28 protein-coding genes and 1 riboswitch are annotated in these 26,907 nt (G+C 53.6%); all 28 genes read right to left on the bottom strand.

Translation table 11 applies throughout. The features are described from left to right. Nucleotides 1-48 precede the first annotated feature (48 nt). Nucleotides 49-591, bottom strand: a complete 543-nt coding sequence (locus tag AC0LWF_RS25725) for a S1 domain-containing RNA-binding protein (protein WP_474654382.1) — start codon at nucleotides 589-591, stop codon at nucleotides 49-51. Between the two features lie 180 nt (nucleotides 592-771). Further along, on the bottom strand, nucleotides 772-1,101 hold the full coding sequence (locus tag AC0LWF_RS25720; protein ID WP_474654381.1) for an FtsB family cell division protein: 330 nt from the start codon (nucleotides 1,099-1,101) through the stop codon (nucleotides 772-774). A gap of 27 nt (nucleotides 1,102-1,128) precedes the next feature. Continuing rightward, complete coding sequence (gene yabQ, locus AC0LWF_RS25715) at nucleotides 1,129-1,785, bottom strand: spore cortex biosynthesis protein YabQ (RefSeq protein ID WP_474654380.1); 657 nt, start codon at nucleotides 1,783-1,785, stop codon at nucleotides 1,129-1,131. Then, the gene (yabP, locus tag AC0LWF_RS25710; protein ID WP_474654379.1) at nucleotides 1,782-2,066 is read right to left on the bottom strand and encodes a sporulation protein YabP; all 285 of its coding nucleotides are present in this window, start codon (nucleotides 2,064-2,066) and stop codon (nucleotides 1,782-1,784) included. The genes yabQ and yabP overlap by 4 nt, the downstream gene beginning before the upstream one ends. A gap of 117 nt (nucleotides 2,067-2,183) precedes the next feature. Beyond that, nucleotides 2,184-2,468 carry an RNA-binding S4 domain-containing protein gene (locus AC0LWF_RS25705; RefSeq protein ID WP_474654378.1) on the bottom strand — a complete coding sequence of 95 codons (285 nt, stop codon included), beginning with the start codon at nucleotides 2,466-2,468 and terminating at the stop codon, nucleotides 2,184-2,186. Then, on the bottom strand, nucleotides 2,469-2,741 hold the full coding sequence (locus tag AC0LWF_RS25700) for an HU family DNA-binding protein (RefSeq protein ID WP_132490962.1): 273 nt from the start codon (nucleotides 2,739-2,741) through the stop codon (nucleotides 2,469-2,471). A 174-nt stretch (nucleotides 2,742-2,915) separates the two neighbouring features. Continuing rightward, nucleotides 2,916-4,394 (bottom strand): bifunctional methyltransferase/pyrophosphohydrolase YabN, encoded by a 1,479-nt coding sequence (gene yabN / locus AC0LWF_RS25695; protein ID WP_474654377.1) that lies wholly within the window; start codon nucleotides 4,392-4,394, stop codon nucleotides 2,916-2,918. 140 nt (nucleotides 4,395-4,534) lie between these two features. Further along, on the bottom strand, nucleotides 4,535-6,370 hold the full coding sequence (locus tag AC0LWF_RS25690) for an oligosaccharide flippase family protein (protein ID WP_474654376.1): 1,836 nt from the start codon (nucleotides 6,368-6,370) through the stop codon (nucleotides 4,535-4,537). Between the two features lie 113 nt (nucleotides 6,371-6,483). After that, complete coding sequence (spoVT, locus tag AC0LWF_RS25685) at nucleotides 6,484-7,026, bottom strand: stage V sporulation protein T (RefSeq protein ID WP_474654375.1); 543 nt, start codon at nucleotides 7,024-7,026, stop codon at nucleotides 6,484-6,486. 304 nt (nucleotides 7,027-7,330) lie between these two features. Further along, nucleotides 7,331-7,459, bottom strand: a complete 129-nt coding sequence (locus AC0LWF_RS25680; RefSeq protein ID WP_474654374.1) for a hypothetical protein — start codon at nucleotides 7,457-7,459, stop codon at nucleotides 7,331-7,333. 21 nt (nucleotides 7,460-7,480) lie between these two features. Then, nucleotides 7,481-8,269: an ABC transporter ATP-binding protein gene (locus AC0LWF_RS25675; RefSeq protein WP_474654405.1), complete on the bottom strand. Its 789-nt coding sequence runs from the start codon at nucleotides 8,267-8,269 to the stop codon at nucleotides 7,481-7,483. Nucleotides 8,270-8,379: 110 nt separating this feature from the next. Then, nucleotides 8,380-9,201, bottom strand: a complete 822-nt coding sequence (locus tag AC0LWF_RS25670) for an ABC transporter permease (RefSeq protein ID WP_474654373.1) — start codon at nucleotides 9,199-9,201, stop codon at nucleotides 8,380-8,382. A gap of 5 nt (nucleotides 9,202-9,206) precedes the next feature. Continuing rightward, nucleotides 9,207-10,220: an ABC transporter substrate-binding protein gene (locus tag AC0LWF_RS25665; protein ID WP_474654372.1), complete on the bottom strand. Its 1,014-nt coding sequence runs from the start codon at nucleotides 10,218-10,220 to the stop codon at nucleotides 9,207-9,209. A 92-nt stretch (nucleotides 10,221-10,312) separates the two neighbouring features. Beyond that, a riboswitch (guanidine-I (ykkC/yxkD leader) is annotated at nucleotides 10,313-10,425 on the bottom strand. Nucleotides 10,426-10,546: 121 nt separating this feature from the next. Continuing rightward, complete coding sequence (gene urtE, locus AC0LWF_RS25660; RefSeq protein WP_474654371.1) at nucleotides 10,547-11,248, bottom strand: urea ABC transporter ATP-binding subunit UrtE; 702 nt, start codon at nucleotides 11,246-11,248, stop codon at nucleotides 10,547-10,549. Beyond that, entirely contained in the window at nucleotides 11,226-12,011 is a 786-nt protein-coding gene (gene urtD, locus AC0LWF_RS25655) for an urea ABC transporter ATP-binding protein UrtD (RefSeq protein WP_474654370.1), read from the bottom strand. Before urtD ends, urtE begins: the two co-directional genes overlap by 23 nt. Then, nucleotides 11,974-13,065, bottom strand: coding sequence for an urea ABC transporter permease subunit UrtC (urtC, locus tag AC0LWF_RS25650; protein WP_474654369.1), 1,092 nt, complete (start codon nucleotides 13,063-13,065; stop codon nucleotides 11,974-11,976). Before urtC ends, urtD begins: the two co-directional genes overlap by 38 nt. Before the next feature lie 33 nt (nucleotides 13,066-13,098). Then, a complete protein-coding gene (gene urtB, locus AC0LWF_RS25645; protein WP_474654368.1) occupies nucleotides 13,099-14,007 on the bottom strand; it encodes an urea ABC transporter permease subunit UrtB in 909 nt (302 codons plus the stop codon). 123 nt (nucleotides 14,008-14,130) lie between these two features. After that, nucleotides 14,131-15,384, bottom strand: a complete 1,254-nt coding sequence (gene urtA / locus AC0LWF_RS25640) for an urea ABC transporter substrate-binding protein (protein ID WP_474654367.1) — start codon at nucleotides 15,382-15,384, stop codon at nucleotides 14,131-14,133. A gap of 334 nt (nucleotides 15,385-15,718) precedes the next feature. Beyond that, nucleotides 15,719-16,768: a lactonase family protein gene (locus AC0LWF_RS25635; RefSeq protein WP_474654366.1), complete on the bottom strand. Its 1,050-nt coding sequence runs from the start codon at nucleotides 16,766-16,768 to the stop codon at nucleotides 15,719-15,721. 106 nt (nucleotides 16,769-16,874) lie between these two features. After that, nucleotides 16,875-17,969, bottom strand: coding sequence for a peptidylprolyl isomerase (locus AC0LWF_RS25630; RefSeq protein ID WP_474654365.1), 1,095 nt, complete (start codon nucleotides 17,967-17,969; stop codon nucleotides 16,875-16,877). Continuing rightward, a complete protein-coding gene (gene mfd / locus AC0LWF_RS25625) occupies nucleotides 17,956-21,483 on the bottom strand; it encodes a transcription-repair coupling factor (protein ID WP_474654364.1) in 3,528 nt (1,175 codons plus the stop codon). Before mfd ends, AC0LWF_RS25630 begins: the two co-directional genes overlap by 14 nt. Nucleotides 21,484-21,747: 264 nt before the next feature. After that, nucleotides 21,748-21,978 carry an anti-sigma-F factor Fin gene (gene fin, locus AC0LWF_RS25620; protein WP_090583090.1) on the bottom strand — a complete coding sequence of 77 codons (231 nt, stop codon included), beginning with the start codon at nucleotides 21,976-21,978 and terminating at the stop codon, nucleotides 21,748-21,750. 138 nt (nucleotides 21,979-22,116) lie between these two features. Further along, nucleotides 22,117-22,677, bottom strand: coding sequence for an aminoacyl-tRNA hydrolase (gene pth, locus AC0LWF_RS25615; RefSeq protein ID WP_474654363.1), 561 nt, complete (start codon nucleotides 22,675-22,677; stop codon nucleotides 22,117-22,119). 153 nt (nucleotides 22,678-22,830) lie between these two features. After that, nucleotides 22,831-23,484, bottom strand: coding sequence for a 50S ribosomal protein L25 (locus tag AC0LWF_RS25610; protein ID WP_474654362.1), 654 nt, complete (start codon nucleotides 23,482-23,484; stop codon nucleotides 22,831-22,833). Between the two features lie 91 nt (nucleotides 23,485-23,575). Beyond that, nucleotides 23,576-24,976, bottom strand: a complete 1,401-nt coding sequence (gene glmU, locus AC0LWF_RS25605; RefSeq protein ID WP_474654361.1) for a bifunctional UDP-N-acetylglucosamine diphosphorylase/glucosamine-1-phosphate N-acetyltransferase GlmU — start codon at nucleotides 24,974-24,976, stop codon at nucleotides 23,576-23,578. 189 nt (nucleotides 24,977-25,165) lie between these two features. Further along, complete coding sequence (spoVG, locus tag AC0LWF_RS25600; RefSeq protein WP_090583098.1) at nucleotides 25,166-25,453, bottom strand: septation regulator SpoVG; 288 nt, start codon at nucleotides 25,451-25,453, stop codon at nucleotides 25,166-25,168. Nucleotides 25,454-25,592: 139 nt separating this feature from the next. Further along, complete coding sequence (locus tag AC0LWF_RS25595; protein WP_090583100.1) at nucleotides 25,593-25,976, bottom strand: RidA family protein; 384 nt, start codon at nucleotides 25,974-25,976, stop codon at nucleotides 25,593-25,595. Nucleotides 25,977-25,993: 17 nt separating this feature from the next. Next, complete coding sequence (gene purR / locus AC0LWF_RS25590; protein ID WP_474654360.1) at nucleotides 25,994-26,830, bottom strand: pur operon repressor; 837 nt, start codon at nucleotides 26,828-26,830, stop codon at nucleotides 25,994-25,996. Between the last annotated feature and the right edge of the window lie 77 nt (nucleotides 26,831-26,907).

Here is a 26,907-nt window from a genome sequence, read left to right as displayed (position 1 = left end):
AAAAAGACAGTGTCGTAGGAGACACTGCCTGCAATGACGTTCTATAAATTAATCGCGCTTAGCGCCACGGCCACCGCGTTTCGATTCCGTATTCTTCTTCAAGGAGGACATACGCTCTTCGCTGTCCTTCAAGAAGCGTGACATTTTATCCTCGAAGGATGGTTTGCCGAAAGCAGGTTTACCGCCGCCACCTTTGTTGAACGGACGTCCGCCGCCACCGCCGCCTTGACGATTAAAACCGCCGCCACCGCTCGGTCCACGATCTCCACTCGGTCCACCAGTCCGGCCGCCAAAGCCCCCTGGTCCGCGATCCGCACTGCGTTCACGCTGAGGAGGTGGTGCAGAGCCTTCTGGACGATCGACTGCCTGTTTAATGGAAAGTCCGATTTTTCCGTCTTTGTCCACATTAATGACCTTAACTGTAACGACGTCTTCCAGCTTTAAATGGTCTTTAACGTCCTTGACGTAATTATCGGCAATCTCTGAGATGTGAACTAGCCCTGTGACACCTCCCGACAAATCGACGAATGCTCCGAAATGCGTAATGCCTGTCACCTTGCCCTCTAACTTGGCGCCCACTTCAATTGCCATAGATAAAAATGTTCCTCCCTAACCGTTATGAGAAGCTGATCGCTTCAATTTCTCTCAGCCCCTTAGGCTGCGAGGTAAATAATTATGACGGTAAGCCGTTAAAAATGCGGTTACTTAAGCTGATTATACCCGAATGAGAGAAGCAAGGCAACAGACGTATACCCCGGGTGCAGTGCCTATCTATCGCTGTTTGATGGGTACGATTTGCTTCTCGCCCTTGCCTACCATGCCCTGCTCTTTCGTAGCCAGCTGACCAATATACTCTTTATCGCTCAAACGAGTCACTTGAAGCTTCAAATCTTTGACCTGCTTCGTCGCTTCTTCAATCTGTTTCGTCGCGTTCGCAAGCTTCGTCTCCGCATCGCCCTGACGCGCAAGCTGCGTAAGCAATGTATACAACGCCCAGCCCATGAAGAGAGCGACAAAGATAAACCAGATTCTCAGCCTACGTTTCGTGCCTGCATAGCTGGCAGCGGCGGATGAATTCGTACCTGTATGTGCAATCGCCATTTCATGGACCTCCTGACGCTAATGATTTCATTCATTTTCCTTAGGATCATCATCGGAATCCGGCTTCCGTTTCATTAGGCGCTCCCAGACGCGGACTGCGCGCTCCCGAACCGCCAAAACCCGTTCCTTCAGCCGCCACTTGGCGATAATTGGATTTACCCGACTTGTCCAGTAACGAACCACAGGCTTCCAAATTGGCTTCGTCATCCATGCAAACAATTTCCAAAAAGGACGAACCAATTGTAACACAGTTTTGAATATGAAAATAGTAAATGCCTGCAAAAAAGCTAAAATCACCCTGCTAATCCGATAGAGAAGCAGCAGCGGCTTAATAACGAGCAGAACGAATGCACGAACGACAAAATGGATAATAGCCCGCACCGTTCCGATCAGCACATGCACGATCTTCATCGTAATCTTGCTGAACAGCCAATAATAGAGGCAGATACCTATGAGCAGGCCAAGGAACACATAAGCTCTTACTTCCCCTTCGTTGCTGGAAGAGAGCACTTGAAACACGATAATTGTCGCGGCGATCCAGTAGAGCAAATCGAGCACTGGAATCCATAAGCGGTTAATCTTCAGCTCGTCCGACACGACGCGATACCCGTCGAAGACGATGCCCATCCCGATCCCAGAGAGCAGCATCGTCGTCATCGTCAACCATTGTATGCTGAGGCTCACTTGAATAACTTCCCGAACAGGCCCTTCGACTTCGCGGCCGTATTGCCATCCAGATAGTTAAGCGAATGCACGAGCCCCTCAATCGCTACCAATCCCTGCTCCAAGCTAAGATGCTTCATATGCAGATTCTGCCCGCGAATGGCCAAGAAACCAAGCTCGGTCTCAAGCAGAAACTCTTCATTGTCGAAGCTCTCCACATTATTTACGCCGGTAATCTCAAGGATCTTGCGGTTAAGCATTTTGATTTCCTGGCGTTTCTGACCTTTGCCTTGCTCGCTCATTGCCCGTCACCCTCCTATAAGCGGTCCTATTAACTAAGACTAGCTTATGGATGTCGGACAGGTTTTAGAACACAAAAAGACCGCTCCGATGACGGAAGCGGCCTTACGTTCCTATTACTATTCAAGTGTAAATAGCTTGTTCTCGGACTGGCGCGCTTCTTCTTTCAACAAAGTATACATACCGCTAGCCTCGTCCTTCTTGGTCGTCTCCACAATCCGCTCAACGCGAATGGTGACAATCTTCTGGCCGTATTGAATCTTGAGCTCGTCGCCGACTTTGACGGTGCTGCTTGCTTTGGCTTCGCGATCGTTGATCCAGACGCGCCCCTGCTCGGAGACGTCCTTCGCGACGGTACGCCGCTTGATCAAACGCGATACTTTGAGAAATTTATCCAGACGCACTTACTTAATCGCGTCCTTCAGTTTATTGCCGGCCTTGAATGCTGGAACCTTGGATTCTGCAATTGTAATCGGGTTGCCTGTTTGCGGGTTGCGGCCTGTACGACCGGAACGCTTGCGCGTCTCGAAAGTGCCGAAGCCGATCAGTTGTACTTTGTCGCCGCTTGCAAGCGCGTCTGTTACTTCGCCCAGGAAGCCGTTCAATACGGATTCCACGTCACGCTTAGTGAGTCCGCTCTTAGCTGCAATGTTGTTGATCAAATCAGTCTTGTTCATCCTTCAATTACCTCCTAAATGAATTATACTTTTAGGCAGCTAAAAAGCCGCCGCTTAGCTGATTCCCTCAAGTGGTACTATTCTGCCTGTTAGCAAATAAATCCTGCTTTCTGGAAAATATTTTCGGAGTTTGTGAGGAAAAAAGCCGAAATTTGACGAATCTTTTTTTATTTACTAGGGTAGCCGTTTTGCAATCTCCCAGTAACGATCCATCTCTGTTAAATCAGTTTGGTCAAAGGATCGGCCGCTTATACGAAGCTGCTCCTCAATATATGAAAATCGTTTCTTAAATTTCTGATTCGTTCGTGCTAGAGCTTCTTCCGGATCGGCGTGAATGAATCTCGCTGCATTTACAGCAGCAAATAATAGATCTCCAAGCTCGCCTGCCTGCTCCTCCGCATCCTTGCTCGCAATCGCTTCACGCAGCTCGCCGAGCTCTTCGGCAATCTTGTCTAGCACCGGATTAAGATTATCCCAATCGAAGCCGACCTTCGCCGCTTTCTTCTGAATCTTGTAAGCTTTCATCAGCTCCGGCAGACCTGGCGGGATACCGTCCAGCTGCGAAGCTTGTGAAGCATCAATGCCTTTGCGCCGTTTCTCTTCAGCCTTCATCTGCTCCCAATTCGCAAGCGCTTCGGCGGCATTACCCGCGTTCGTTTCGCCAAACACATGCGGGTGACGGAACAGCAGCTTCTCATTGAGCGATTGAATCACGTCATAGACGGAGAACGTCCCAACCTCTTCTTCCATCTGGCTATGCAGCATCACTTGCAGGATGACATCGCCAAACTCTTCCCGCATGCCATCCGGATCGTCGTTGTCGATCGCCTCGATCGCTTCATACGTCTCCTCGATGAAATTCTTGCGGATGGATAGATGCGTCTGTTCACGATCCCACGGGCAGCCTTCGGGACTGCGCAATATGGCGACGATTTCGTGCAGACGTTCAAAGGAACGGTTGCGCAAGCTCTCATCGCTTGAACGCGGCAAGTAGATCAACGACAGGTTGCCGTAGCCGGGCGTACGGTCCAGCTCATAGAGCGGCACCGTTAGAATTTGCTCTTCGCCAGGGACACCGAGGGCATGTCCGATGATGATCGGATAATCGTCCGGCAGCAGCTCCATCAGCGACAGCTTTACATCTGAAGCGGTGTACTCATCGTACACCTGTCCAATGACCGTGTGCATGTCCGTGCGGATTAGCGATGACTTCAGCTCCGCCGCGTCCAGCAGCTGGAACCCTTCAATCGGGTCAAAGCCGAGCCTTGTGAACGCTTGGTCGAGGAAGCTCTCGCCGCCTAGAACGTTCAGCTCAATGTTATGCTCTGGGCAGCGCTCGCGCAGTAGTTGCACGGCGCGTTCCGCCACCATCGGATGACCAGGTACCGCGTAGATGATGTTTTGTTTGGTCTGAGCGTGCTCGATCAGCTGCATTGCGATCGCATCGTACACATCCGGGAACGAGTCCATTTGCTCGTAGATCGAGTCGAACGACTCATAGCTGAGCTTGTTGTCGTGAAACAGGCGCATCATCGGATGCTTGTCCGTTCTTACAAAGCGGTGCTCCGCCTCCTGCAGTTTGCGCCAGACACCTAGCGTCAGCTGGTCTTCGTCGCCGGAACCGAGTCCGACTACGGTTATGGTTGATTGCATATATGTATTCCTCCTTGAAAGGTTGGTGATGATAAGCGGGATGATTAGAAGCAGCTTAAGAGCCGCTCATGATTGGGCTAATCGCCCGACGAGAGCAAAGACCTAGCGGCTAGTCGCCGGGAAAGAGCAACAACCACGGGCTAGTCGCCGGACGAGAGCAGCCGCAAGCTTTGCAGCTTGGCGGCGAGTGCGCCGCCGCCCGGCAGCGCGCGCAGCTCGCGCGCCGTTATGCCGCCGAAGCGAAGCACGGCGGCGAGGAAGAGCGCTCCGCCGAGGGCGACGCCTCCGAGCGCGAGCGCCGCAGCTGCCGCCCGCGGCGGCAGGGAGCCGAGCAGCGAGGCAGCGCCGCGCTCGGCCGGTACGAGCACCGCGGACATGACCGCGAGTGCGAGTACGATGCCCGCGGCGCGCCGCGCCGGCATTGCCGCGCCGGCGGCGCGGCGAACGGCGCCCGCGCCCAGCAGGGCCGCCGCCGTGAGCGCCGCGATGCCGGCGCAGGCACTGCCGGCGATGCCGAGCGCCGGCACGAGGGCGGCGTTGAGCGCCGCCTTCAGCGCTGCCGCAGCGAGCATGAACAAGGCGGGGCCGAGAACCGCCCCAAGCCCTTGCAGCACCGCCGCGGTTAGCGCACTGACGGTGCCGGCCAACGCCGTGCACCCGACAAGGGCGAATGTACGCGTGCCCGCATCGTCCGCGTACAGCATCACATTGATGGGCTCGGCCAGAATCGCGAGCCCGAGAGCCGCGGCTGCGCCGATCATCCAGGCAGCCCGCATCACGATGGCCGCCTGCTGTCTCACCGCAGCCTCATCGCCGCGCAGACGTGCGGCTGCAAGAGCCGGAATAAGCGCGGAGCCCATCGCGCCAGCAACCATGACGACCAGCTGCACAAGCGGCTGGCCCCGGCTATACAGGCCGAAGAGTGCCATCGCTTCGGCCTGTCCATCTCCAGCGGCACGAAGCAGCCGCGGCACAGTAAATGCATCCACGGCGCCAAGCACCGGCACGGCAAGCGCCCCCAGCGTCACGGGCACGGCAAGCAGCGCCAGCCGACGCATCAAAGCTCCAAGCGATTGCACTTCATGTTTTTCCCGCTCTACATGGACTCCACGCTCTTCTTGCCCTTCAAATGTCTCTCTTCTCACTTTCCATTCGCGCCAGTCTTCCCGGCCTACCTTCTCCCGGCCATCACGAGCCCTCTCCCGAGCCCATATCCCTACAATGACCGCAAGCCCTGCCGCGCCACCGATCGCCGATCCTGCATTCGCGCCAGCGGCAAGCTTTGCGTCCGCCCAGCCGTAATGCCATCCGAGCGCCAGCAGCGCCAGCATACCGGCAACGCGCACCGTCTGCTCAGACAGCTGCGACACGGCGGAGGGCAGCATTTCACCACGCCCCTGATAATACCCGCGCAGCGCAGCCATAACTGGCACAACCCACAGCGCGAGGGCAGACATCCGGATCGCTTGCGCTGCTTCCGTATCGCCTATCCATGAGGCAATTAGGCCAGCGCCGCTCCACAAGAGAACAAAGCAGACCACCCCGTAGCCAAACAACAGCAGCGCACTCGCACGTAATATCCGGTTCGAGCCGCCGCGAGCGCCATGAACCTCCTGTTCAGCGACAAGAATGGAAATCGCGACCGGAAACCCTGCCGTCACGAGCGCGAGCAGCAGTTGGTACAGCGGATACACCGCGTTGTAGATGCCGAATACACGGTCCCCGGCTATATTTTGCAGCGGAATCTTCTGCAGTGTCCCGAGCGCCTTACTGACGAGCATCGCAGCGCCCATAAGCGCAGCGCCTCTATATACAATCAGACGTTTCCCATGAGCGCTCGCACGCCTGCCGGACTCCGCTTGAATCCCCTTTTCACTCTTCAACCACGTGCACCTGCCTATCTCTTCTCCTGCTCCCATTATACCCCAAAGTCGACCTATACCAAGTGAAACCGGCTGACGCCTTCCTTTCGGCAAAAGCTTACGTTTCGCGGAGGGCATCATAGAAGTTGTACAAGTGAAATTTATAAATTACAGAATACAGAAAAAAGCTCCCATGAAGACCTTTCTTCAGGGAAGCTTATTATTTGTTACTGCTCCATTTGCTTAGCGAGAAAACCAGCTGCCGTCTCTGCCATCTTCGTTTCCATTTGCGACATCTTTATATTCTCATCCTTGCTCAGCAGCACAACCGTACCGATCGGATCGCCACCCGCCACGATAGGGGCTGCCACGAAGGAGCTGAATGTCTCGCCGATATCCTTCACGACTTCAAAGGAGCCTCCTCCGGCTTCCATTACTGTCTTGCGATTCTCCATGCAATTCTCCAGCATAGAGCCGATCTGCTTTTCCAGATAGTCCTTCTTGGATGCTCCCGCTACTGCAATAATGTTATCTCTGTCCGTAATCAAGGTAATATGACTGGTGCTTTCCGAGAGAGACTCTGCATATTCCTTGGCAAAGTCGCCAAGCTCCCCAATAGGAGAATATTTCTTCAAAATCACCTCTCCGTCGCGGTCGACGAAGATTTCCAGGGGGTCACCCTCACGTATACGCAGTGTTCGGCGGATTTCCTTCGGGATAACGACCCGACCGAGATCATCAATACGACGGACAATTCCAGTTGCTTTCATGTTCTAGTTGCCCCACTTTCCTTGAAGGTTGTGAATTGGACTGGACGCAAACGCGCTTGCTGCAATTTCTATGGTTCAAGAGGAGAGGATCCTTGAATAAGGTGATTTTCGTTCTGACCATAGTATTCATCCCCTCCCATTTTCTTATTCACGTGGAAAGGGGCTAAAGCCTTGATTCACCGCGACTGGAGGGATCTACCACTTCAGCTTGCGGTCCTGCGGAGCGCTTGCCTCCATTACCAGCTAGCCTGCACAAATTAGTTGGAAATATCCAATCAGCCTGCAAACAAAAAAAACTGCCGCTCTAACGAAGAGCGGCAGGATGACGGAAAAACATTATTTTCACAATAGACCCGAGCAGCGCCAGCAGCCGATTGCCCGACCTTCTACGCATATCGGCGCCTTCACGATTTGTTGCACGTTTCCCTGGCATGGATCGGTCACCCCTTCGTGATTAGTGCTTCAGCAGCAGCCCGAGCTCTCGCTTGAGCGCCAGAAACTCCGGCAGCTCCCGCACTTCAGGAGTCCGCTGAGCAGGCAGCGATACATCGAATGTCTTCAATATCCGTCCGGGACCTGCCCCCATGACGATGACCCGCTGGGACAGAAATACAGCCTCGTCGATGTCATGCGTGATGAAGAGAACCGTCGTCTTCTCCTTCTCCCACACCTCAAGCAGCATCTCCTGCATCTCGAGCTTCGTCTGCGCATCAAGCGCGCCGAACGGCTCATCCATGAGCAGCACCTTCGGGCGGTTCGCAAGCGCTCTTGCGATGGCGACCCGCTGCTTCATCCCGCCGGATAACTGCTTCGGGTAGGCATTCGCGAAGGATTCAAGCTTGATCACTTTCAGAAAATGATTGCTGATGTTTCGGCGCTCAAGCGTAGGCACACCCTTAAGCTTCGGGCCGTACTCGATGTTCTCCCGTACTGTAAGCCACGGGAACAGCGTATAGCCCTGAAACACCATGCCCCGCTCCGCGCCTGGCCCGATCACTTCTTCGCCGTCCAGCGTCACCGAGCCTTCGCTCAGCTCGTCGAGCCCGGCCACGATGCGCAGCAGCGTCGATTTGCCGCAGCCGGAAGGGCCGACGATGGTCACGAATTCATTCGTCCGCACGAACATGTCGATGCCTCGCAGCGCCTCGAACCGGCTCTTCTTCGTTTCGTACACTTTGGTAAGACCGCTAATCGCAATCTCGCCACGCTGCGCCGCGGCTTTGTCTGTCTCTACCGCGTGCATGCTTCTTCCCGCCTTTTCCTGCACCGCAACAGCTTCCGTCGTACGTTTTGCCGCTTCCATGGCACTCACTCCTTATTCACTCGTTCGTGTTACGCCTTGCTCTTGTTGCCCTATGCCCATGGGAACAGTCGGCGGTTCAAGAAAGCGAAGATCCGGTCGCTGATAAGTCCGAGCAGTCCGATGACGATGATTCCGACGAAGATTTGATCGGTGTTGAGGAAGCGCTGCGCCTTCATAATGGCGTAGCCGAGACCGCTGTTGACCGCTACAAGCTCTGCAACGACGAGGTACGTCCACGCCCAGCCGAGGATGAGCCGAAGCGTATTCATCAGCTGCGGCTGGATTGCTGGAATGAGCACCGTCTCAATCGCCTTCCATCTTCCTGCGCCGAGCGTGAACGAAGCCTGCAGCAGATCGTGGGAGACGCGGCGCGTATTGTCGGCTACCATCAGCACGAGCTGGAAGAAGCAACCCAAGAAGATAAGCAGGATTTTCGCCAATTCGCCTATCCCTGCCCACACCATGATGAGCGGAATAAACGCAACTGCAGGCATGTAGCGGATAAATTCCATTGGCGGCTCAACGAACGCCTCACCGTACTTGAACGTACCTGCGAAGATGCCGAGCGGAATGCCGATGACGCAGGCGAGCAGGAAGCCCGCTGTTACACGGAATACGCTGATGCCGATGTGATGCCAATACTCGCTCGTGCCGAGCATATGGAACATCTCGACGAATACTTTATCCGGGGTCGGCAGAAAGATTGGATTGACCGATTTGGTATAGCTGAGCAGCGACCAGAGCACGAACAGCAGGATGAAGGAGAAGCCTGCCGTGAATGCAAAAGGCCTGTTGCCAATATCTTTGAAGATTTGAAACCGGTTTGGCTTTCTCTTTCTCGTACTTGCTTTCACTACTGTCGTCGCGCTCATAGGGCTCACTCCTTCGCTGCTTTTTCTACAAACGATGAATCGAAGAGGACGCTAAAGTCTTTAATCTCATCCACCATGTCGAGGTTCTTCAGGAAGTCTGCCGTCTTCTCCGCCGTATATGGAAGCGATGTGTACTCATCCCGTTTGCCGAACGCCGTCACGTTGTCTTCCTTCGTGAAGAGCTTGATGCTCTCAAGCCCAAGCTTGAAGTCCTCCGGCGTCGTCTCAGCCTTCTCCGCCATGAGTTTGATCGCTTCGTCTTCATGAGTCTTGAAGTAGTCCAGCGCATCGAACCAAGCGTCGACGATCTTCTGAATATCATCTGGGCGGTTCTTCACAACATCATCGCGGAAGACAAGCAGATCGGGAATTAGCCCTGGTGTTTCCTTCGAGGAGAAGAGCACCTTGCCTTTGCCTTCCTTCACCGCTTTCGTCTGGAATGGCTCCCAGAGCACGGATGCATCTGTTTTGCCAGAGATAAAAGCAGGCCCTGCATCGTTGACCGTCATATTCACGTAATTGACATCCTTCTCGGACAGCCCGTTCTGCGCGAGTGCCGTCAGAAGGAGGAGATGATCGACTGTACCAAGCTCGGTCGCTACCGTCTTGCCCTTCAAATCTTTGATCGACGCGATATCAGGCTTGCTTACAATGGCATCGCCGCCGAAGGAGTTGTCGTTAACCAGTACGGCCTTGAGGCCGATGCCTTTCGATGCTGGCGCAAGCGTATCGCTCAGCGTTTGGCTGTTCGCGTCGACCTTGCCTGTCGCTAGCGCCTGCAAGGAATCGCTGTAGACTGGGAACCATTTGAGATCGACCTTCACGCCATGCTTGTCGAAGAAGCCTTTCTCATCAACGAGGAACCAGAAGAACCAACCCGGCCAAGGGCTTAGCGCAATCGTAATCGGCGAATCATCCGCACCTGTCGAAGCGTCCTTCGATCCCCCGCATCCAGCGAGTGTAATAAGCATTGCAGCGAGCACAGCTACCGTAACCGTTCGTTTCATTCTTCTCTTCATTCGTCCCCACTCCCATCGTTTCTCTTTTATGTACCTAAGGCTGCCTGATACGAGAACCTTGTGTACAAGAAATAGAAAAAGCCTAAGGAGAGATCTCCCAGGCTTTTGTCCTTCCGTGTATATGAAGCGATTCGCTCCATACGCCATCTCTCGGACCAGCTGGCACTTGCTAGTAACGTGCCACGGAACCCTAGACAGCTTGTTGTTCCCTATCGGAATGCGGGGAACCGATATTCTGTTTGTTAGGTTATCTAACATCTGTCTTTATATTAAAAGGAGGGCTATGGATGTGTCAACACCTGTGTTAGGTTTTATTACATAATTGTCTATACCGTCAAGTAATGACGAATCACTTCGTCGTTCAAATCCGATAGGCCGCCCTCCCAGGCAACAGAGCCCTTCTCAATAATATAGAAGTAGTCGCCAACACTCTTCACGAACTCCAGGCTCTGCTCCGCAAGCAGAATGGACGTCTCCCCTCCTGCCTTGATCGAGCGGATGACATCGCGGATATCGTCAACGATGGACGGCTGAATGCCTTCGCACGGCTCATCGAGGAGCAACAGCTCCGGCTCCGAAGCGAGTGCTCTGGCGAAGGCGAGCTGTTGCTGCTGCCCACCGCTTAAGTCCCCGCCCTTGCGGTCGTACATTGCGGGAAGCACTGGAAACTTGGCGACTGCGGACTGCGGTATGACGTGACGCCGCTTCTTCCCTCCTGCTGCTTCAAGTCCAAGCAGCACATTCTCAAACACCGTGAGCTGCGGGAAGACCTCACGCCCCTGCGGCACATAACCGATCCCCTTCTTCGCCCGCTGCCCCGGCGGCAGCTTGGTCATATCATCGCCTTTGTAGGTCACTGTTCCCCGGCGCGCTTTGAGCACGCCCATAATGCTCTTCATGAGCGTTGTTTTGCCAACCCCGTTGCGTCCGAGCAGGCAGACGACCTGTCCCGGCTTCACCTGGAGCGTCACCTGCCTTAAGATGACGCTCTCCCCGTAACCTGCTTCAAGCTGTTGAACGGCTAGCATCGGCATCCCGCCTTTTCCCTAAATACACTTCCGCCACGCGGTCATCCCGCTGCACATCCTCCATAGACCCTTCCTTCAGCAGCCGGCCTTCATGCATGACGGTCACCTTGCTCGCAAAGCTGCGCACGAACTCCATGTCGTGCTCCACGACGACAATCGACTGCGTCTTGCGGATATGCTGCAGCAGCTCGCCGGTTTTCTCTGTCTCCCGGTCAGTCATGCCTGCCACAGGCTCATCCAGCAACAGAATCTCCGGCTCCTGCAGCAGCATCATGCCAATCTCCAGCCACTGCTTCTCGCCATGCGACAGCCCGCCTGCCCGCCACGATGCCTTCCCTTGCAAGCCGACCATTTCCAGCTGCGCCGCGAGACGGTCAGTCTCCGCAGGGCGCAGCTTAGCGCGCATCGCCGCGAAGACGCCCCGATTCTGCTTCATCGCGATCTCGAGATTGTCGTAAACGGTTAGCGATGGGAAGATCGACGGCGTTTGGAACTTCCGGCCGATGCCAAGCTCCGCAATCTGATGCTCCCGCTTCCGCGTAATGTCAACGCCGCCGCGCAATGTTACTTTGCCTGACGCCGGCTTCACTTTGCCGCAGATGACATCCAGCATCGTTGTTTTGCCCGCGCCGTTCGGACCAATGAGAAACCGCAGCTCGCCGCGCGTAAGCGTCAAATCCATTCCTTGCACCGCTTTGAAGCCGTCGAAATCAACGGTTACACCGTCACACTGCAGGATTACGGACTCCATTCGCTCGTTCATCCGATTCCTTCCTCCTTCCAATAAGCCCCCGAAGCCCGCCATATAGTCCTGCGGCGCCCTTCGGCAGGAACACGACGACGACCACAAACAAAGCGCCCAGGAACAAAGTCCACATATCCGGATAGGATTCACTGAATGTGCTCTTCGCCGAATTAAGCAGCACCGCTCCAAGCACTGCGCCGCCGAGCGTGCCCCGCCCTCCGATCGCCACCCAAAGCACCATCTCAATCGAAGGCACGATGCCCATCATCGATGGTGAAATAATACCGACATGCAGCACGAACAGCATGCCCGCAAGCCCTGCGAGACCCGCTGAAATCGCAAACGCGACCATCTGATAGATCGCTGGATTGTAGCCGATGAAACGCACCCGATTCTCGCCGTCTCTAATCGCGCGCAGCACCTTGCCGAAGCGGCTATTCACAATAAACCGGCAGAGCAGGTAAGCGCCAATTAGCAACGCCACCGTCACAAAATACAACCATCTCTTCGTTTCCGGCGACGCGAGCGAGTACCCAAACAGCTTGCTGTAGCCTGTCACGCCGTTGGTCCCGCCCGTATAGGCTTGCTGCCCAACAAACAGAGTCACCGTAATAATGACGAGCGCCTGCGTTAGAATCGTGAAGTAGACGCCGCGAATTCGGTTGCGAAACGTCACATAGCCGAGCACAAGCGCGAGCAGCGCGGGCAGCAGAATGCCTGCAGCCAGCGCGAAGCCGATCGACTCGAACGGCCTCCAGAACCATGGCAGCGCGGTCAGCCCGCTCCAATCCATGAAATCCGGCAGCTTCCCTCCGCTTGCCTCCAGCTTCAAGTACATGGCCATCGCGTAGCCACCGAGGCCGAAGAATACTCCGTGGCCAAGGCTGAGGATGCCTGTGTAGCCCCAGATTAAATCAAGCCCGAGCGCCACGATAGCATACGCCAGAAACTTCGCCAGCAGGTTAAGCCGAAAATCACTGAGCACAAGCGGCGCGCAGAAGAGAACGACTGCCGACGCCGCATAAACCGCCAGCAGCCACAGCCGCCGGGACGATAATGTTCGTAGCAGCATGCCCTCACCACCTTTCAAAGTAAAACCTCTTGCTTAGTTATCGAGCGAGCGCGAGCGCATCGCCACAAATCCGCTCGGCTTCCACTGCAGAAACGCGACGATGCATAGGAATACGAGCACCTTCCCGAGTGAGGCCGTCGTCCAATATTCGAACAACGTATTCGACAAGCCAATGCCAAATGCGCCGAACACGGTGCCGACCAGCTTGCCGACGCCGCCAAGCACAACGACCATAAAGGCATCCACAATATAATAAGTGCCGATAGACGGCCCGATTGGTCCAATGAGTGTAAGTGCGCAGCCTGCAATGCCCGCAATGCCCGATCCGATTGCGAACGTCATCGCATCGACGCGGCGCGTCGAAATGCCAAGGCATGCCGCCATCTCCCGGTTCTGCATGACCGCCCGCATGCGGCGTCCCGAATGGCTCCGGTAAATGTACACGTACATGAGGAACAAGCAGACAAGCACCAGTCCGAGAATGAATAGCCTCTTGTACGGAAACACGACACCGCCAAACGCAGTTACGCCACCATTCAGCCAGGCAGGGCTCGTTACGCCGACATTCGGTGCGCCAAATATGCTGCGCGCGATCTGCTGAAGCATGAGACCGACACCCCAAGTGGCAAGCAAGCTGTCGAGCGGGCGCCCGTATAGGAAGCGGATGAGGCTCATTTCGAGGACGAGGCCGAAAAGACAAGCGATGATGAAGCTCGCTGGAATAGCGAGAACGAAATACCAGCCGAAGAGCGAGGTGGGCAAATAAGAGGCAAACAAATTTTGTACAACATAGGCGGTATATGCTCCGATCATAATGAGCTCGCCATGCGCCATATTAATGACTTTCATAAGACCGAATGTAACGGATAATCCAAGCGCAATCAGCAGCAGAATCGAGCTGACACTAATTCCGTTAAACAGCTGCAGCACAGCAACGTCCATGCACCCACCCCTTATCGCGTTCCAAGCAACCAACTTTCGAACCGACTTTCGAAAACCGGCTGCGCCGCCAAGCACAGAAGCGGCGGCGCAGCACGATTAGTAAATTGCAACTTGCGTAGTCTCTTACTTGCCTGCAGTTAAGCTAGCCGCCCACGCGTAACCTTTCAAGAATGGATCAGGCTTCACGGGGTCACCGGAATTCCATACTTCCTTAAACTGGCCATCCGGCTGCACTTCGCCGATACGAACGGTTTTGTACAAGTGCTGGGTCTCGCCGTCAATCTTCACTTTGCCTTCCGGCGCATCCCATTCAAGGTCCTTTGCCGCCGTTTTAACCTTCTCGACATTAGTGGAGCCTGCTTTCTCGACAGCTGCAGCCCACAGGTATACAGCATCATAGCCTGCTTCAATCGGGTCAGCGGTTACACGGTCATCGCCGTATTTTTTCTTATAGTTCTCTACAAAGGTTTTGTTGGCAGGGGTGTCTGTTGTTTGGTAGTAGTTCCATGCGGCGTATGTACCAGCGAGTACGTCTGTGCCGATACCGCGAATTTCTTCTTCTGCGACGGAGACAGACAATGTTGTGAGGTCTTTGGAGGTAATGCCGGCATCCTTCAACTGCTTGAAGAACGCGACGTTGCTGTCACCGTTCAGCGTGTTGAACACGACATCCGGCTTTGCTTCTTTAATCTTGGCGATAACTGTGGCGTAGTCGGTATGACCAAGCGGGGTGTACTCTTCGCCTGCGAGCTCTCCGCCTTCTACCTTGAGCTGTTCTTTGATGATTTTGTTCGCTGTGCGCGGGAATACGTAGTCTGAACCGAGGAGGAAAAACTTCTTGCCGTGGTTTTGGAGGAGCCAGGTGACAGCAGGTACGATCTGTTGGTTCGTCGTAGCGCCTGTATACATGATGTTCGGTGATTGCTCAAGCCCCTCATACTGTACCGGATACCAGAGCAGCCCTTTCAGCTCTTCGAATACGGGCAGCATCGCTTTGCGGCTCGAGGACGTCCATCCGCCGAATACCGTCGCGACTTTATCTTCGGAGATAAGCTTCCGCGCCTTCTCCGCAAAGGTCGGCCAATCCGATGCGCCGTCTTCGACGACAGGCACGATCTTCTTCCCGAGCACGCCGCCCTTCGCGTTGATTTCGTCGATCGCCATCATCTCTGAATCTTTGACCGACACTTCGCTGATTGCCATTGTGCCGCTGAGAGAATGAAGAATACCAACTTTAATTTCCCCACCGCCGGTTGAATCTGTCTGCGCGCCTTCATTCGTGGATGCAGCTTTATCGTTGTTTGTACCGCATCCCGCGAGCGCCAAGCATAATGCAATGAGTACTGCCGCACTGCCCTTCGCTTTCCTACTCCTCATTCTCCCACTCCCAATCCCTACTATTTTTCTCTTTCTCTATTCCGAACGTTTTTCTGGATTTGTCTTCCAACGTTCGTGGTCTCATTATAAAATCCGCTTCATAGTGATGTCAATAAACTTTACACAAAAGAATCAAATTTTTCTTTATTGCTGCTATTATGCGTTATTTGTTCATAATTATGTTAATTTAACTCACATTTTTGAGCGATAATCCAGCTGAGTATTTCGAATATATAACATATATATTACACAAACTTCTTTTCGGATAACGCAAAAAAACCGGACAAGCGAAGTACCCGCTCATCCGGCCTATATGTTCTTCTGCTCACGCAGCTTACTTCACAAATGCAATGCAAACCGGCTTATTCGTCTCGATGCTGTGCCCTGTCGGCTGCAATTCACCTGTCGCCTGGTCGATCCGGTAGGTGACGATGATGTTCGACTCCTGGTTCGCTGACAACAGATATTGTCCGTCCGGCGATATCGCAAAGTTGCGAGGTGTCTTCCCGCCGCTTGGCGCGAACTGCACAAGCGTAAGCGCGCCGTCCGCACCTATGCGATATACCGCAATGCTGTCATGTCCGCGATTCGACGCATACAAGAAACGCCCGTCAGCCGTCACATGAATGTCCGCACAGGTCGTCTCATCAGTGAACGATTCCGGCAGCGTCGAAATGACTTGCTTCAGTGTCAGCTGAGACTGTTCCGCTTCATAGCTGTAGACGGCAACTGTGCTGTCCAGTTCATTGATTACGTACAGAATCGGCTGCTGCGGATGGAACGCCATATGCCTCGGACCCGCTCCCGGATCCGCAGCAGTCACCCCTCGCTTGTTCAGCTTCTGTGCAGCTGAATCAATCCGGTACGAGACGACTTCATCTGTGCCGAGATCGGCAATGAGCACATAGCGCCCTGCTGGATCCACGATCGCCGAGTGCGGATGCGGCGCTTCCTGGCGGTCATCGCGCGGTCCGCGGCCTTCATGCGAGATATGATCAGCAAGAGTAACGGAGCCATCCTCACCGATTGCGTACAAGCTGAAATTGCCGCCCGTATAGTTCGTCACGACAAGCAGCTTCCCGCTCTTGTCAAATTCGACATGGCATGGCGAACCGCCGAGCGTGGACGCTTCGTTAATCGCCGTTAACCCGCCGTTGTCGCCTGTCAGCGCATAGCTCAGCACGCTGCCAGGCTCTACACCGGTCTCGCTTACTACGTAGAGATGATTCCCTGTATCATTCACGCGCAAGAAGGATGGATTATGAATGCCTGCTATACCGGACAATCGGCTGATTGCACCAGTCTCTGTATCCAGAGTCATCGCCGATATGCCCTCTTGCTCCCGGGGGGAGTAGGAACCTACAAAGAATAGCTGCTGTGTCACTTTATGACCTCCCATGAAATGATTATAAAGTCAAAACAAGCCCAGCCCTTCATAGCTTAGGCTGAGCTTGTCTTGTTGTTACCGCACCCGTAAGGATTGCTCTTTATTACTTCGTTTCTGTTTTCTTGTCGGCATTTGTTTTCGTGTTCGTGTTTGCGTCTTTATTCGTATTTGTCGTGCCGCCTGCATTGGAACCGGAGTCAGTTGCCGGCGTCTCTGCCTTCGGCAGCTCGATCTTCGTAATTTGTTTCGGCAGCTCGTCCGTCATATATTTGTTCAAGTTTGTGGACGCCAGCGTCGATTTGAGCTGCGCCTTATCTTCTGCCGTCAGCTTGTCGAATGCAGTCGGCGTGCGCTTCTCCACCTTCATGACATGGTAGCCATACTGCGTTTTAACCGGATCGCCGACTTTGCCGATCGGCTGTTTGTTCGCCGCATCTTTAAATTCCGCTACCCAGCTCTTCGCCGGTTGGTTTTCATACAGGCCACCGTTATCCTTGGATCCTGTATCCTCGGAATACTTCTTCGCAAGCGCAGTCCAGTCGCCGCCTGCATCCAGCTTAGCCTTCACTTCTTTTGCAATCTTCAGCGCGTCCGCGTCTTTGCGCTTCGCAGCGCCTGTTGTCAGATCAACGGTGGCGATTAGAATATGTCGAACGCTAACGACGTTGTAATCGTCCTTCGTTGCGTCATACTGCTTCTTCACTTGGTCATCCGTAACTTTGCTCTCTTGATCCTTCATGATTGTCGAAATCATCGTGAAGAAATAACGGATGTCGCTTTCCTTCAAGCCTGCGTCGTCGACCTTCTTCTTCGTCGCTGCGTCAGCATCCACCGACTGCTTCAGCTGCGCATAGAACGTGTCGACATTCTTTTTCTCTTCATCCGTTTGCTTTTTATCGCCAAGTTGCTTGTACAGAATTTTGTACCCGATATATTCACGCAAGAACTGCTCCTGCAGCTGCGGAATGCTTAGATACATCTCCGTCTGCGGCTGTACGACGCCGAAGAACGTGGAGTAGAGCTTAAACTCCTTGTCCGTGACGACACCGTCCTTATAGGTTGCAATCGTCTTGCCTTCCCCAGCTCCTGGTACGCCGCCGCTCTCCTCCTTCTTGCCGCAACCCGCCATCAGCGTGATGACGAGAATGCCTGCAAGGACAAGCAGGATCGCTTTTCTCCAATTTTTAGTGCGTAGCATTCTGTAGTTCCCCTTTCGATTGAATGGTGTCTTTATAATGGGTCAAAAACCGTTCCAGCAGTTCAAGCTTCTGCTCCACCTGCAGCCCTTTCCCTCTTAATTGCATAAGCGGATAGGGCTCCTGGCCGGTTGAACGCTTGAATCTGTTCTCTAGCTGCAAGCAAATCATGTCCACCTTCTTGTTATCGAACCGCTGCTTCTCCCGCTCAGCGAATTTCAAGGTGATATCATCGCCTTTTCCGCTAATTTGCTCGATTCCGCATGCAGCGCCGAACACTTTAAGACGGGCAACCGACAGCAAATTATCGACAGCCTGCGGCAAATCTCCGAACCGGTCAACAAGCTCCTCGCGCAAATCGTCAATTTCCTCAAACGCGCGCACTGCGGCTACTTTCTTATAGATCTCTATCTTCTGTATGCTATCGTAAATATAGGAAGACGGCAAGTAGGCATCGATGCTCATGTCGATAACCGTATTCACTTCCTTCACCGGCGTTACTACTTCCCCATCCATGCCGGCTTTGCGCTTCGCGATCTCATCGGCCAGCATTTGCGAGTACAAGTCGAAGCCGACGGACGCAATGAAGCCATGCTGCTCCGCGCCGAGCAGGTTGCCTGCTCCGCGAATCGACAAGTCGCGCATCGCAATCTTGAATCCGGAGCCAAGCTCCGTGAACTCCTTGATCGACTGCAGCCGCTTCTCCGCCACCTCAGTCAGCACTTTATCCCGCTGGTAAGTGAAATAGGCGTAAGCGATCCGGTTCGAGCGGCCAACCCGCCCGCGCAGCTGATACAGCTGGGAGAGGCCCATCTTGTCCGCATCGTGGACGATGAGTGTATTTACGTTCGGTATGTCGACGCCTGTCTCAATGATGCTCGTGCTGACAAGTACGTCCGACTCCCCGTCCAGGAAGTCCAATATCGTCTTTTCAAGCTCCTGCTCGGACATTTGGCCATGGCCGACCGCCACGCGCGCATCCGGTACGAGCGCATTAATTTGCTCCGCTATCTGATGGATGCCTTGCACGCGGTTATAGAGATAGTACACTTGACCACCACGCGCCAGCTCGCGCTCAATGGATTCCCGCACGAGGGACGTGCTGTATTCAACGACATACGTCTGTACCGGGAACCGGTTCTCCGGCGGCGTCTCAATGACCGATAGATCGCGCACGCCGAGCATCGACATGTGGAGCGTCCGTGGAATTGGCGTTGCCGTCAGCGTAAGCACGTCGACATTCGTCTTCAGCCGCTTCAGCTTCTCTTTGTGCGATACGCCAAAGCGCTGCTCCTCATCGACGATGAGCAAGCCGAGGTCTTTAAAAATAATATCCTGCGACAGCAAACGATGCGTACCGATGACCACATCGACCGTGCCCGCCTTCAGCCCTTTCATCGTTGCGGTCTGATCTTTCTTGGAACGGAACCGGCTCAGCACTTGAACGTTGAACGGGAAGCCAGAGAAGCGCTCGCGGAACGTCTCATAATGCTGCTGCGCGAGAATCGTCGTCGGCACCAGAATGGCCACCTGCTTGCCCTCGATCGCCGATTTGAATGCTGCCCGCACCGCAACCTCAGTCTTGCCGTAGCCTACGTCACCGCAGAGCAGACGGTCCATAGGACGCGCAATCTGCATATCCTGCTTGATCTCGCTGATCGCACGCAGTTGATCCTGCGTCTCATCATACGGGAACATCGCTTCGAAATCCTGCTGGTACGTCGTGTCCTGCCCGAACGCAAAGCCAGTCGTCGCTTGACGCTCCGCATAGAGCTTAATGAGCTCGTCAGCAATGTCCTTGACGGATGATTGTGCCTTGCTTTTTACCCGTGTCCATTCGCTTCCGCCCAGCTTATACACCTTCGGCTCTTTCTCTTCGGAGCCGACATATTTCTGAATGAGGTCAATCTGTTCAATTGGAACGGACAGCTTATCGCCACCCGCATACAAAATATGCATGTAGTCCTTATGAATACCGGAGATTTCAAGCGTGCCGATCCCCATATACTTGCCAATGCCGTGGTTCTGATGGACGACATAATCGCCAACCTTGAGCTCCGTATAGCTCTTAATCCGCTCCGCGTTGTCTATCTTCTTATCGAGGCGGCGCGCCTTGCGCTGCTTCTGCGAGAACATCTCGCCCTCGGTAATAACAATCAGATGAATCGATGGCAGCTCAAAACCGCTCTGGAGGTTACCCTCTATGAGCGTAGGCGGCTCAATGCCGTAATCGTGCAGCACCCTGCGCATCCGGTCCATCCGCTCCGCGTTGCCGGCGAGCATAATGACTGTCGCGCCTGTTTTGCGCCAGCGCTCCATCTCTGCCTTCAGCACGTTCATTTGCCCGTGGAAGTTCTGCATGGAGCGGCAGACGACATTCAGTATATTCTGCGGTTGCGTATGCGGAATTTGACGTAAGAATAGCGATAAGAACAGCGTTTGGAACGGTCGGTGGAACAAGACATCATCCGAAGGGCGCGCCAAAGCAAGCGCAGGCAGCGCTTTACCATGCGTCATCAGATGCGTCGCCCACTCCGCCTCATCCCGCTCCAGCTGGCGGCCCGTCTCAATGAGACGAGTCGGCTCCTCATAGATCAGCAGCGTGTCCTTCGGCATATAATCGAATAGCGTTTGCCGTTCTGGATAAAGCAGCGAAATATATTTATAGATCTCCGGAAAATAATGATGCTCCCGCAGCTTCTCGATTTCCGAGCCGATCTCCGACCGCAGCCGGTCCTTCGCTGTCCGGTCCGTCATCTTCGCAAGCTGCTGATCCAGCAGCGAAGCTGCATGCTCCGCGGCATTCTCGAAGCGGCGCTTATCCGCCATCAGCTCTTGGCACGGCGGCACGCTGTAATGCTGCAGCTTCTCGATCGACCGTTGATCCGTCTGATCGAACGTACGAATGGAGTCGATCTCATCGTCGAACCATTCAATTCGGTATGGATGCGGAGAGGTTAACGGGAACAGGTCGACAATTCCGCCCCTGACGCTCATTTCCCCTTTGCCCTCCACCTTATCGACACGCTCGTAGCCGAGCTCTACCATTTGCCGTAAGAACGCTTCCAAAGATAGTGTCTCGCCTACGCGCAGCTCCGCCCGCGCGGACGCCATCGCACTGCTTAGCGGCAGGTAGCGCCGGACGCCGGAGAACGGCACGACAACAATCCCGCGAAACCCTTGGGACAGCCGGATCAATACATCCATCCGCTGAGCCAACGTTTCCGGGCTCGATATAGCTGCTTCCGCAGCGACTAACTCATTGGCCGGATAGAGCAGCACCTCATCCTCGGACAAGCACTCCACCAAGTCCTCTGCGATCTTCTGCGCCGCGAACATGTTATGGGTGACGACGAGCATCGGGCGATCGAACTCCCGCTTCAGCGCCGCAATCATCACTTGCCTTGATGAGCCTGCGAGCCCCGAAATGAGCTGCTCCTGCATCCCTTTCTTGATCCCGGATACGACAGATCCAAAGTCCGTATCCGCAGCGTAAGCTTCCAGTAATGCTTTCAACTTCAGCGGCACCTCGTTTCATTCACAACAGACCAAATCCCATTTCAGAAATGAAGAAGCGTGAATCCTTTCATTCTGAATGGTCAAGGTGAAACGGCTGTCGCCGTCGTTTTGGCGGGGCAGCGCGTTTCAATCCGGAGACATTATAGAAATTTATAAAAGTGAAACTTATAAATTCTATAATGTTAAAAAAAGAAGCCTCAGCCATGCGCCAAGGCTCTCTTGTCCATACAATTTCTAACTTCTTTCCCTGCTAGCCGCCCGCTATTGCAGCGGATTCGATACAAGCAGCAGCTCGGGATTGCTCTCAATTGCCTCGCGACAGTAATCGCAAACGACATTAACCGTAACGTCTCCGTTTGGATTATAGGCTATTATATCGCTGCGCTCTTCGGGGGTCAAGAAATGGAAACCGAGCTGAGTTTCCGATACATGGTCGCTGTTGATCGATCCCATGGCCGATTTACAGTGCCGGCAAACGTAATTTACAGCCATATTTATGCCTCCTGAGTAGTTGTTATACCCTGGCCCTCGAACTTTCTCTGATTCATGAGCCCATCTCACTCTTCAGTACTTCCAAGTTCGCTGCTCGGGTATGCATCCTACCCTCAGTATGCCCTCATACGGTGAAATTTAACGGTTATATTTGGCCATTGTCCGCTCGAATGAATTCGTCAAGCCGAACTCAATTGCATCGCAAGACTCTTCAACCATGCTCTTCAGCAGATCCCCTTCGCTCTTCGCGAAGTTCGAGAGGACATAGTCCGATATGCTCATACCCGGCTGCGGACGCGATATGCCGAGGCGAATCCGGTTGAAATTCTGCGTGCCGGTATGCTGAATAATAGATTTAATGCCGTTATGGCCGCCAGCGCTTCCCTGATAACGAAGACGGATCTTGCCTGTTACTGTATCCAAATCATCATATACAATTATCGCATCTTCGAGATCGGCTTTAAAATAATCCATAAAGCCTCTTACCGTCTCCCCCGACAGATTCATATACGTCATCGGTTTAATAAGCGCGACCTTCGTCCCGCCTACGTTGCCTTCGCCGATTAAACCTTTGCATTTACTCTGCGATACATTAATGCCCCAGCGCTTCGCGAGCGTATCCACGACCATAAACCCCACGTTATGCCGCGTGCCTTGATAGGCGGTACCGGGGTTGCCGAGTCCGACAATCCATTTCATGCTGAACCTTCACTCCTGCTCTACTACTAATATTCATGCTGCCTGCGCAGCGAAACCTATTGTCCCACTATTTTCTACAGAGCCTGTCCATTTACCTGCGAACGTTCTAATAAAAAAGTAAAAGGGCTGCTTCTTGCGCGCAGCCCTTGATCATTATTTTTCGAATCTGACTGCGTGCATTTCTGCTTCATGCGCACGCTGCTCGGCTTCGTGAGCTTCTACGGCTGCGTCGTGCGCTTCCTCGGCCGACAGCTCAAGCTGAGGCGCCAGAATCGTCACGATCACCTGATCGGCATCCAGCTTCGTCGTTACGCCTTCCGGCAGCTGGAGATCGGAGAGCAGCAAGTTCTCGCCGATGCCGAGGCTTGCCACATTCACTTCAATGACCTCTGGAATACGATCCGGCAAGCAATGAATCTCCAGCTCATGCAGCATCGGCTGCAGAATGCCACCCTCGCGAACGCCGACTGAATCGCCGATAATTTCAAGCCGTACCGGCGTCTTGATCGACTCATTCATATTCACTTGATGAAAGTCGACGTGAATGACATGACGTGACAGCGGTTCTCGCTGCACTTCATTCAGCATAACTGGCTGCTTGCCTGCACCGGGGATATCTAGCTCCAGCAAGGAATGCGGATGCGTGCGCAGCAGCGCTGCCAGCTCCTTCTCATTCACCGATACATTAATCGGCTTGCTCAGCTTCGTTCCATATACGACGCCGGGCACGCTGCCCTGCTGTCTCATCGTTCTCAATTGGCCGCTGGTTGATAACTTCCGTTCTTCAGCACGAAATGGTATTGCCATGTGGAACCCTCCTCGCGAAATAGATTCCATATATTCATACCCATTCCTGCCCTGAAATAAACGAACGAGCCCCTCTTACGCGTCCTTTACCTTATCCTTTGGACTGGCTGTCCTTCCGTGCCTTCGCGCGTCCGCGCAGCTTCTCCGCGTAGCCTGGTTTATTCACTTGGCGCTCGCGTGCAATCGCCACGTCATTCTCCGGCACGTCCTGCGTAATCGTCGAGCCTGCAACCACATAAGCGCCGTCGCCGATCTTCACAGGGGCGATCAGATTCACGTTGCTGCCGACGAATGCACGGTCGCCGATCTCTGTCTGCGACTTGTTATAGCCGTCATAATTGACGGTGATCGCACCACAGCCGATGTTCACGTCCTTGCCGACCTTCGCATCGCCCACGTAGCTCAGATGCGACACCTTCGTACCATCGCCGAGCTCGGCATTTTTAATTTCAACGAAATCGCCGATCTTCACGCCTGTGCCCAGCTTCGCACCCGGACGCAAATACGCGAAAGGTCCTACCGCGCACTCATCGCCGATGATCGCTTCAGTCGTTACCGACTGCTTCACATTCACACCGTTGCCAACCTTCGTATCCGTCAATTCCGCATGCGGCCCGATGACGCAATCCTCCCCGATCACCGTGCTGCCGCGCAGAACGGAACCTGGATAGATGACCGTGTCCGAGCCGATCGCGACGTCTGCCTCAATATAAGTCGCCGCAGGATCTATCACCGTTACACCGTTGATTTGATGCTTCCGAATGATACGGGCACGCATGAGCGCTTCCGCTTCGCCAAGGCCAACACGGTCATTAACGCCGATACCCTCTGCGAAATCCGGCGTGCAGTACGCGCCGACAGTCTCGCCCGCTTCCCGCAGAATCTCCATCACATCTGTCAGGTAGTACTCGCCTTGGGCATTCTGGTTCGTCACCTTCGCCAAAGCTTGGAACAGCTTCTTATTGTCAAAGCAGTACATGCCTGTGTTGATCTCCGTAATTGCCGCTTGTTCCGGCGTGCAATCCTTCTGCTCCACAATGCGCAGCACGTTGCCCGCTTCGTCGCGGATAATACGGCCTAGACCTTGCGGATTCGGCACAACAGCCGTCAGCACTGTAGCTGCCGCCTCATTCTTCGTATGGATATCGAGTAGTGACTGGATCGTCTCAGACGTCACAAGCGGCGTATCGCCATACAGAATAACCGTCGTACCGGACTCTTCGCCAAGCAGCGGCTCCGCCATCCGCACCGCATGTCCTGTGCCCAACTGCTGCGCTTGAAGCACAAACTCCGCGCCATCTCCCAAGTAGGCTTGGACCGTTTCCGCACCGTGGCCGACAACGACAACCGTCCGCTCGCAATTTGCGTCCTTCACCGTCTGCAGCACATGCCCGACCATCGGCTTGCCGCAAACAGGATGAAGCACTTTATATAGTTTCGATTTCATTCGTTTTCCTTGACCTGCTGCAAGAACAACTGCCATTACTTTCAAAGGAACCCCTCCTATTAATAGGGAGTTTAGCGATAGCTAAACTCTCACCTTAAACGATATTAGGGAGTTGAACTCTCACCTTAATCCGCCAATTCGATAAATTCTCTACTGAATATAGCGTATTACAAGGCAAAAGAAAAGAGAGCCCCATAAGGGGCTCTCTTCGCTTATACAAAGTACTCTCTTGCCTTACGCGCCTTCTTCAATTACTACTTCTTCTTCCGTTGCAGCACGCTCGTATTCAGCGAGTACGGCAGCTTGAATCTTCTCCCGCGTCGTCGAAGAAATTGGGTGTGCGATATCGCGGAATTCTCCATCAGGAGTACGCTTGCTTGGCATTGCCACAAACATTCCATTGTTACCGTCTATCACGCGAATATCGTGAACGACAAATTCATTGTCAATGGTAATTGAGGCGATTGCCTTCATCCGGCCTTCGGAATTTACTCGGCGGAGTCTAACATCGGTAATTTGCATCTGTGTTCACCACCTTTATCCATCTAAGACTTGGTGTAGTACTTCCACATTCCAATGCAAAATCCTTCACAAGTTTGGAAAATAAATGATAAGTTTTTAACTTTTTTTAAAGAAAAAATATAATCCCCGACGATTCGACTTATATTGATACGATTAGCTCGATTTCGACAAGGACATCCTTGGGAAGCCGCGCCACCTCTACAGTTGAACGAGCGGGCTTATGATCGCCAAAGTACGAAGCATAGATGCTGTTTAGCGCAGCGAACTGATTCATATCTTTAATGAACACAGTTGCCTTCACAACATCTGCGAATGTTGCACCCGCTTCCGCGAGCACGGCTTCCAGGTTGCGGAACACTTGATGAGCCTGTTCCTCGATGCCGCCCTCTACGAGCACGCCTTCCGCCGTCAGCGGAATTTGACCGGATGTGAACAACAAATTGCCAAGCTTCATCGCTTGGGAGTAAGGACCGATCGCAGCTGGCGCTTTATCGGTTGCAATCATTTGCGGTTGTGCTTTCATGTGCAAGAAATCCTCCTCTAGTTTACGTTGCCTGTAAAATAGTTGCCTGGGACAACCGTCGTATGCTTCGTCTTCATATCAACCGCTGTCAATTTTGCCAGCGACACATAGTCTTCGAACAGTCGTTCTTCGCCCTCAAGCTCGCCGGACTCGACGAAGACGCCAACCCCCGCAACCTTCGCGTTGAATTCATAGAGCAGATCCATCATGCCTTGAATCGTTCCGCCTGCTTTCATGAAATCATCAATAATAAGCACGCGTGCATGCTCCTTCAGCGCGCGACGCGTAAGCGACATCGTCTGAATCCGTTTATTTGATCCGGAGACGTAGTTAATGCTCACAGCGGAGCCTTCGGTTACCTTGTTATCCCGACGCACGATGACGACCGGCAAGTTCATGCAAGCCGCCGTAGCATGAGCAAGCGGAATACCCTTCGTCTCAACGGTCATAATAACATCAATATCGAGATGGGCAAAAGCTGTTGCAAACATTCGTCCAACATCCGACAGCAAGCCAGGTTGTCCAAGCATATCGGTCATGTATAAATACCCGCCTGCGAGCACTCGTTCCGGCTGCTCCAGCTTCCTGCAGATACTATTCATTATGGTGAGCGCCTCTGCGCCGCCCATCTTCGGAATATACTTCACACCGCCTGCAGCGCCTGCCAACGTATGCAGCTCACCCAGTCCCTCTTCCTCGAACACTTCTTTAATAATCGCCAAATCTTCGCTAATCGATGACTTGGCAGACTGATAGCGATCAGCAAATGCTGTTAGAGAAATTAACGTATGGGGGCGAGTAAGTAGGTATTGCGTCATTTCTACTAACCTTGCACTTCGTTTCAACTTCCTCAAAGCGTACTCCCCCCTTGCTAAACCCGAATATTATAATGACAATATAACATTTTCATACGGATTTAATCAAGACACAC

Source organism: Paenibacillus sp. sgz302114, assembly GCF_056120345.1.
Note: the sequence above shows the minus strand (reverse complement) of the source record. Positions and strands in the feature narration are given on the sequence as shown.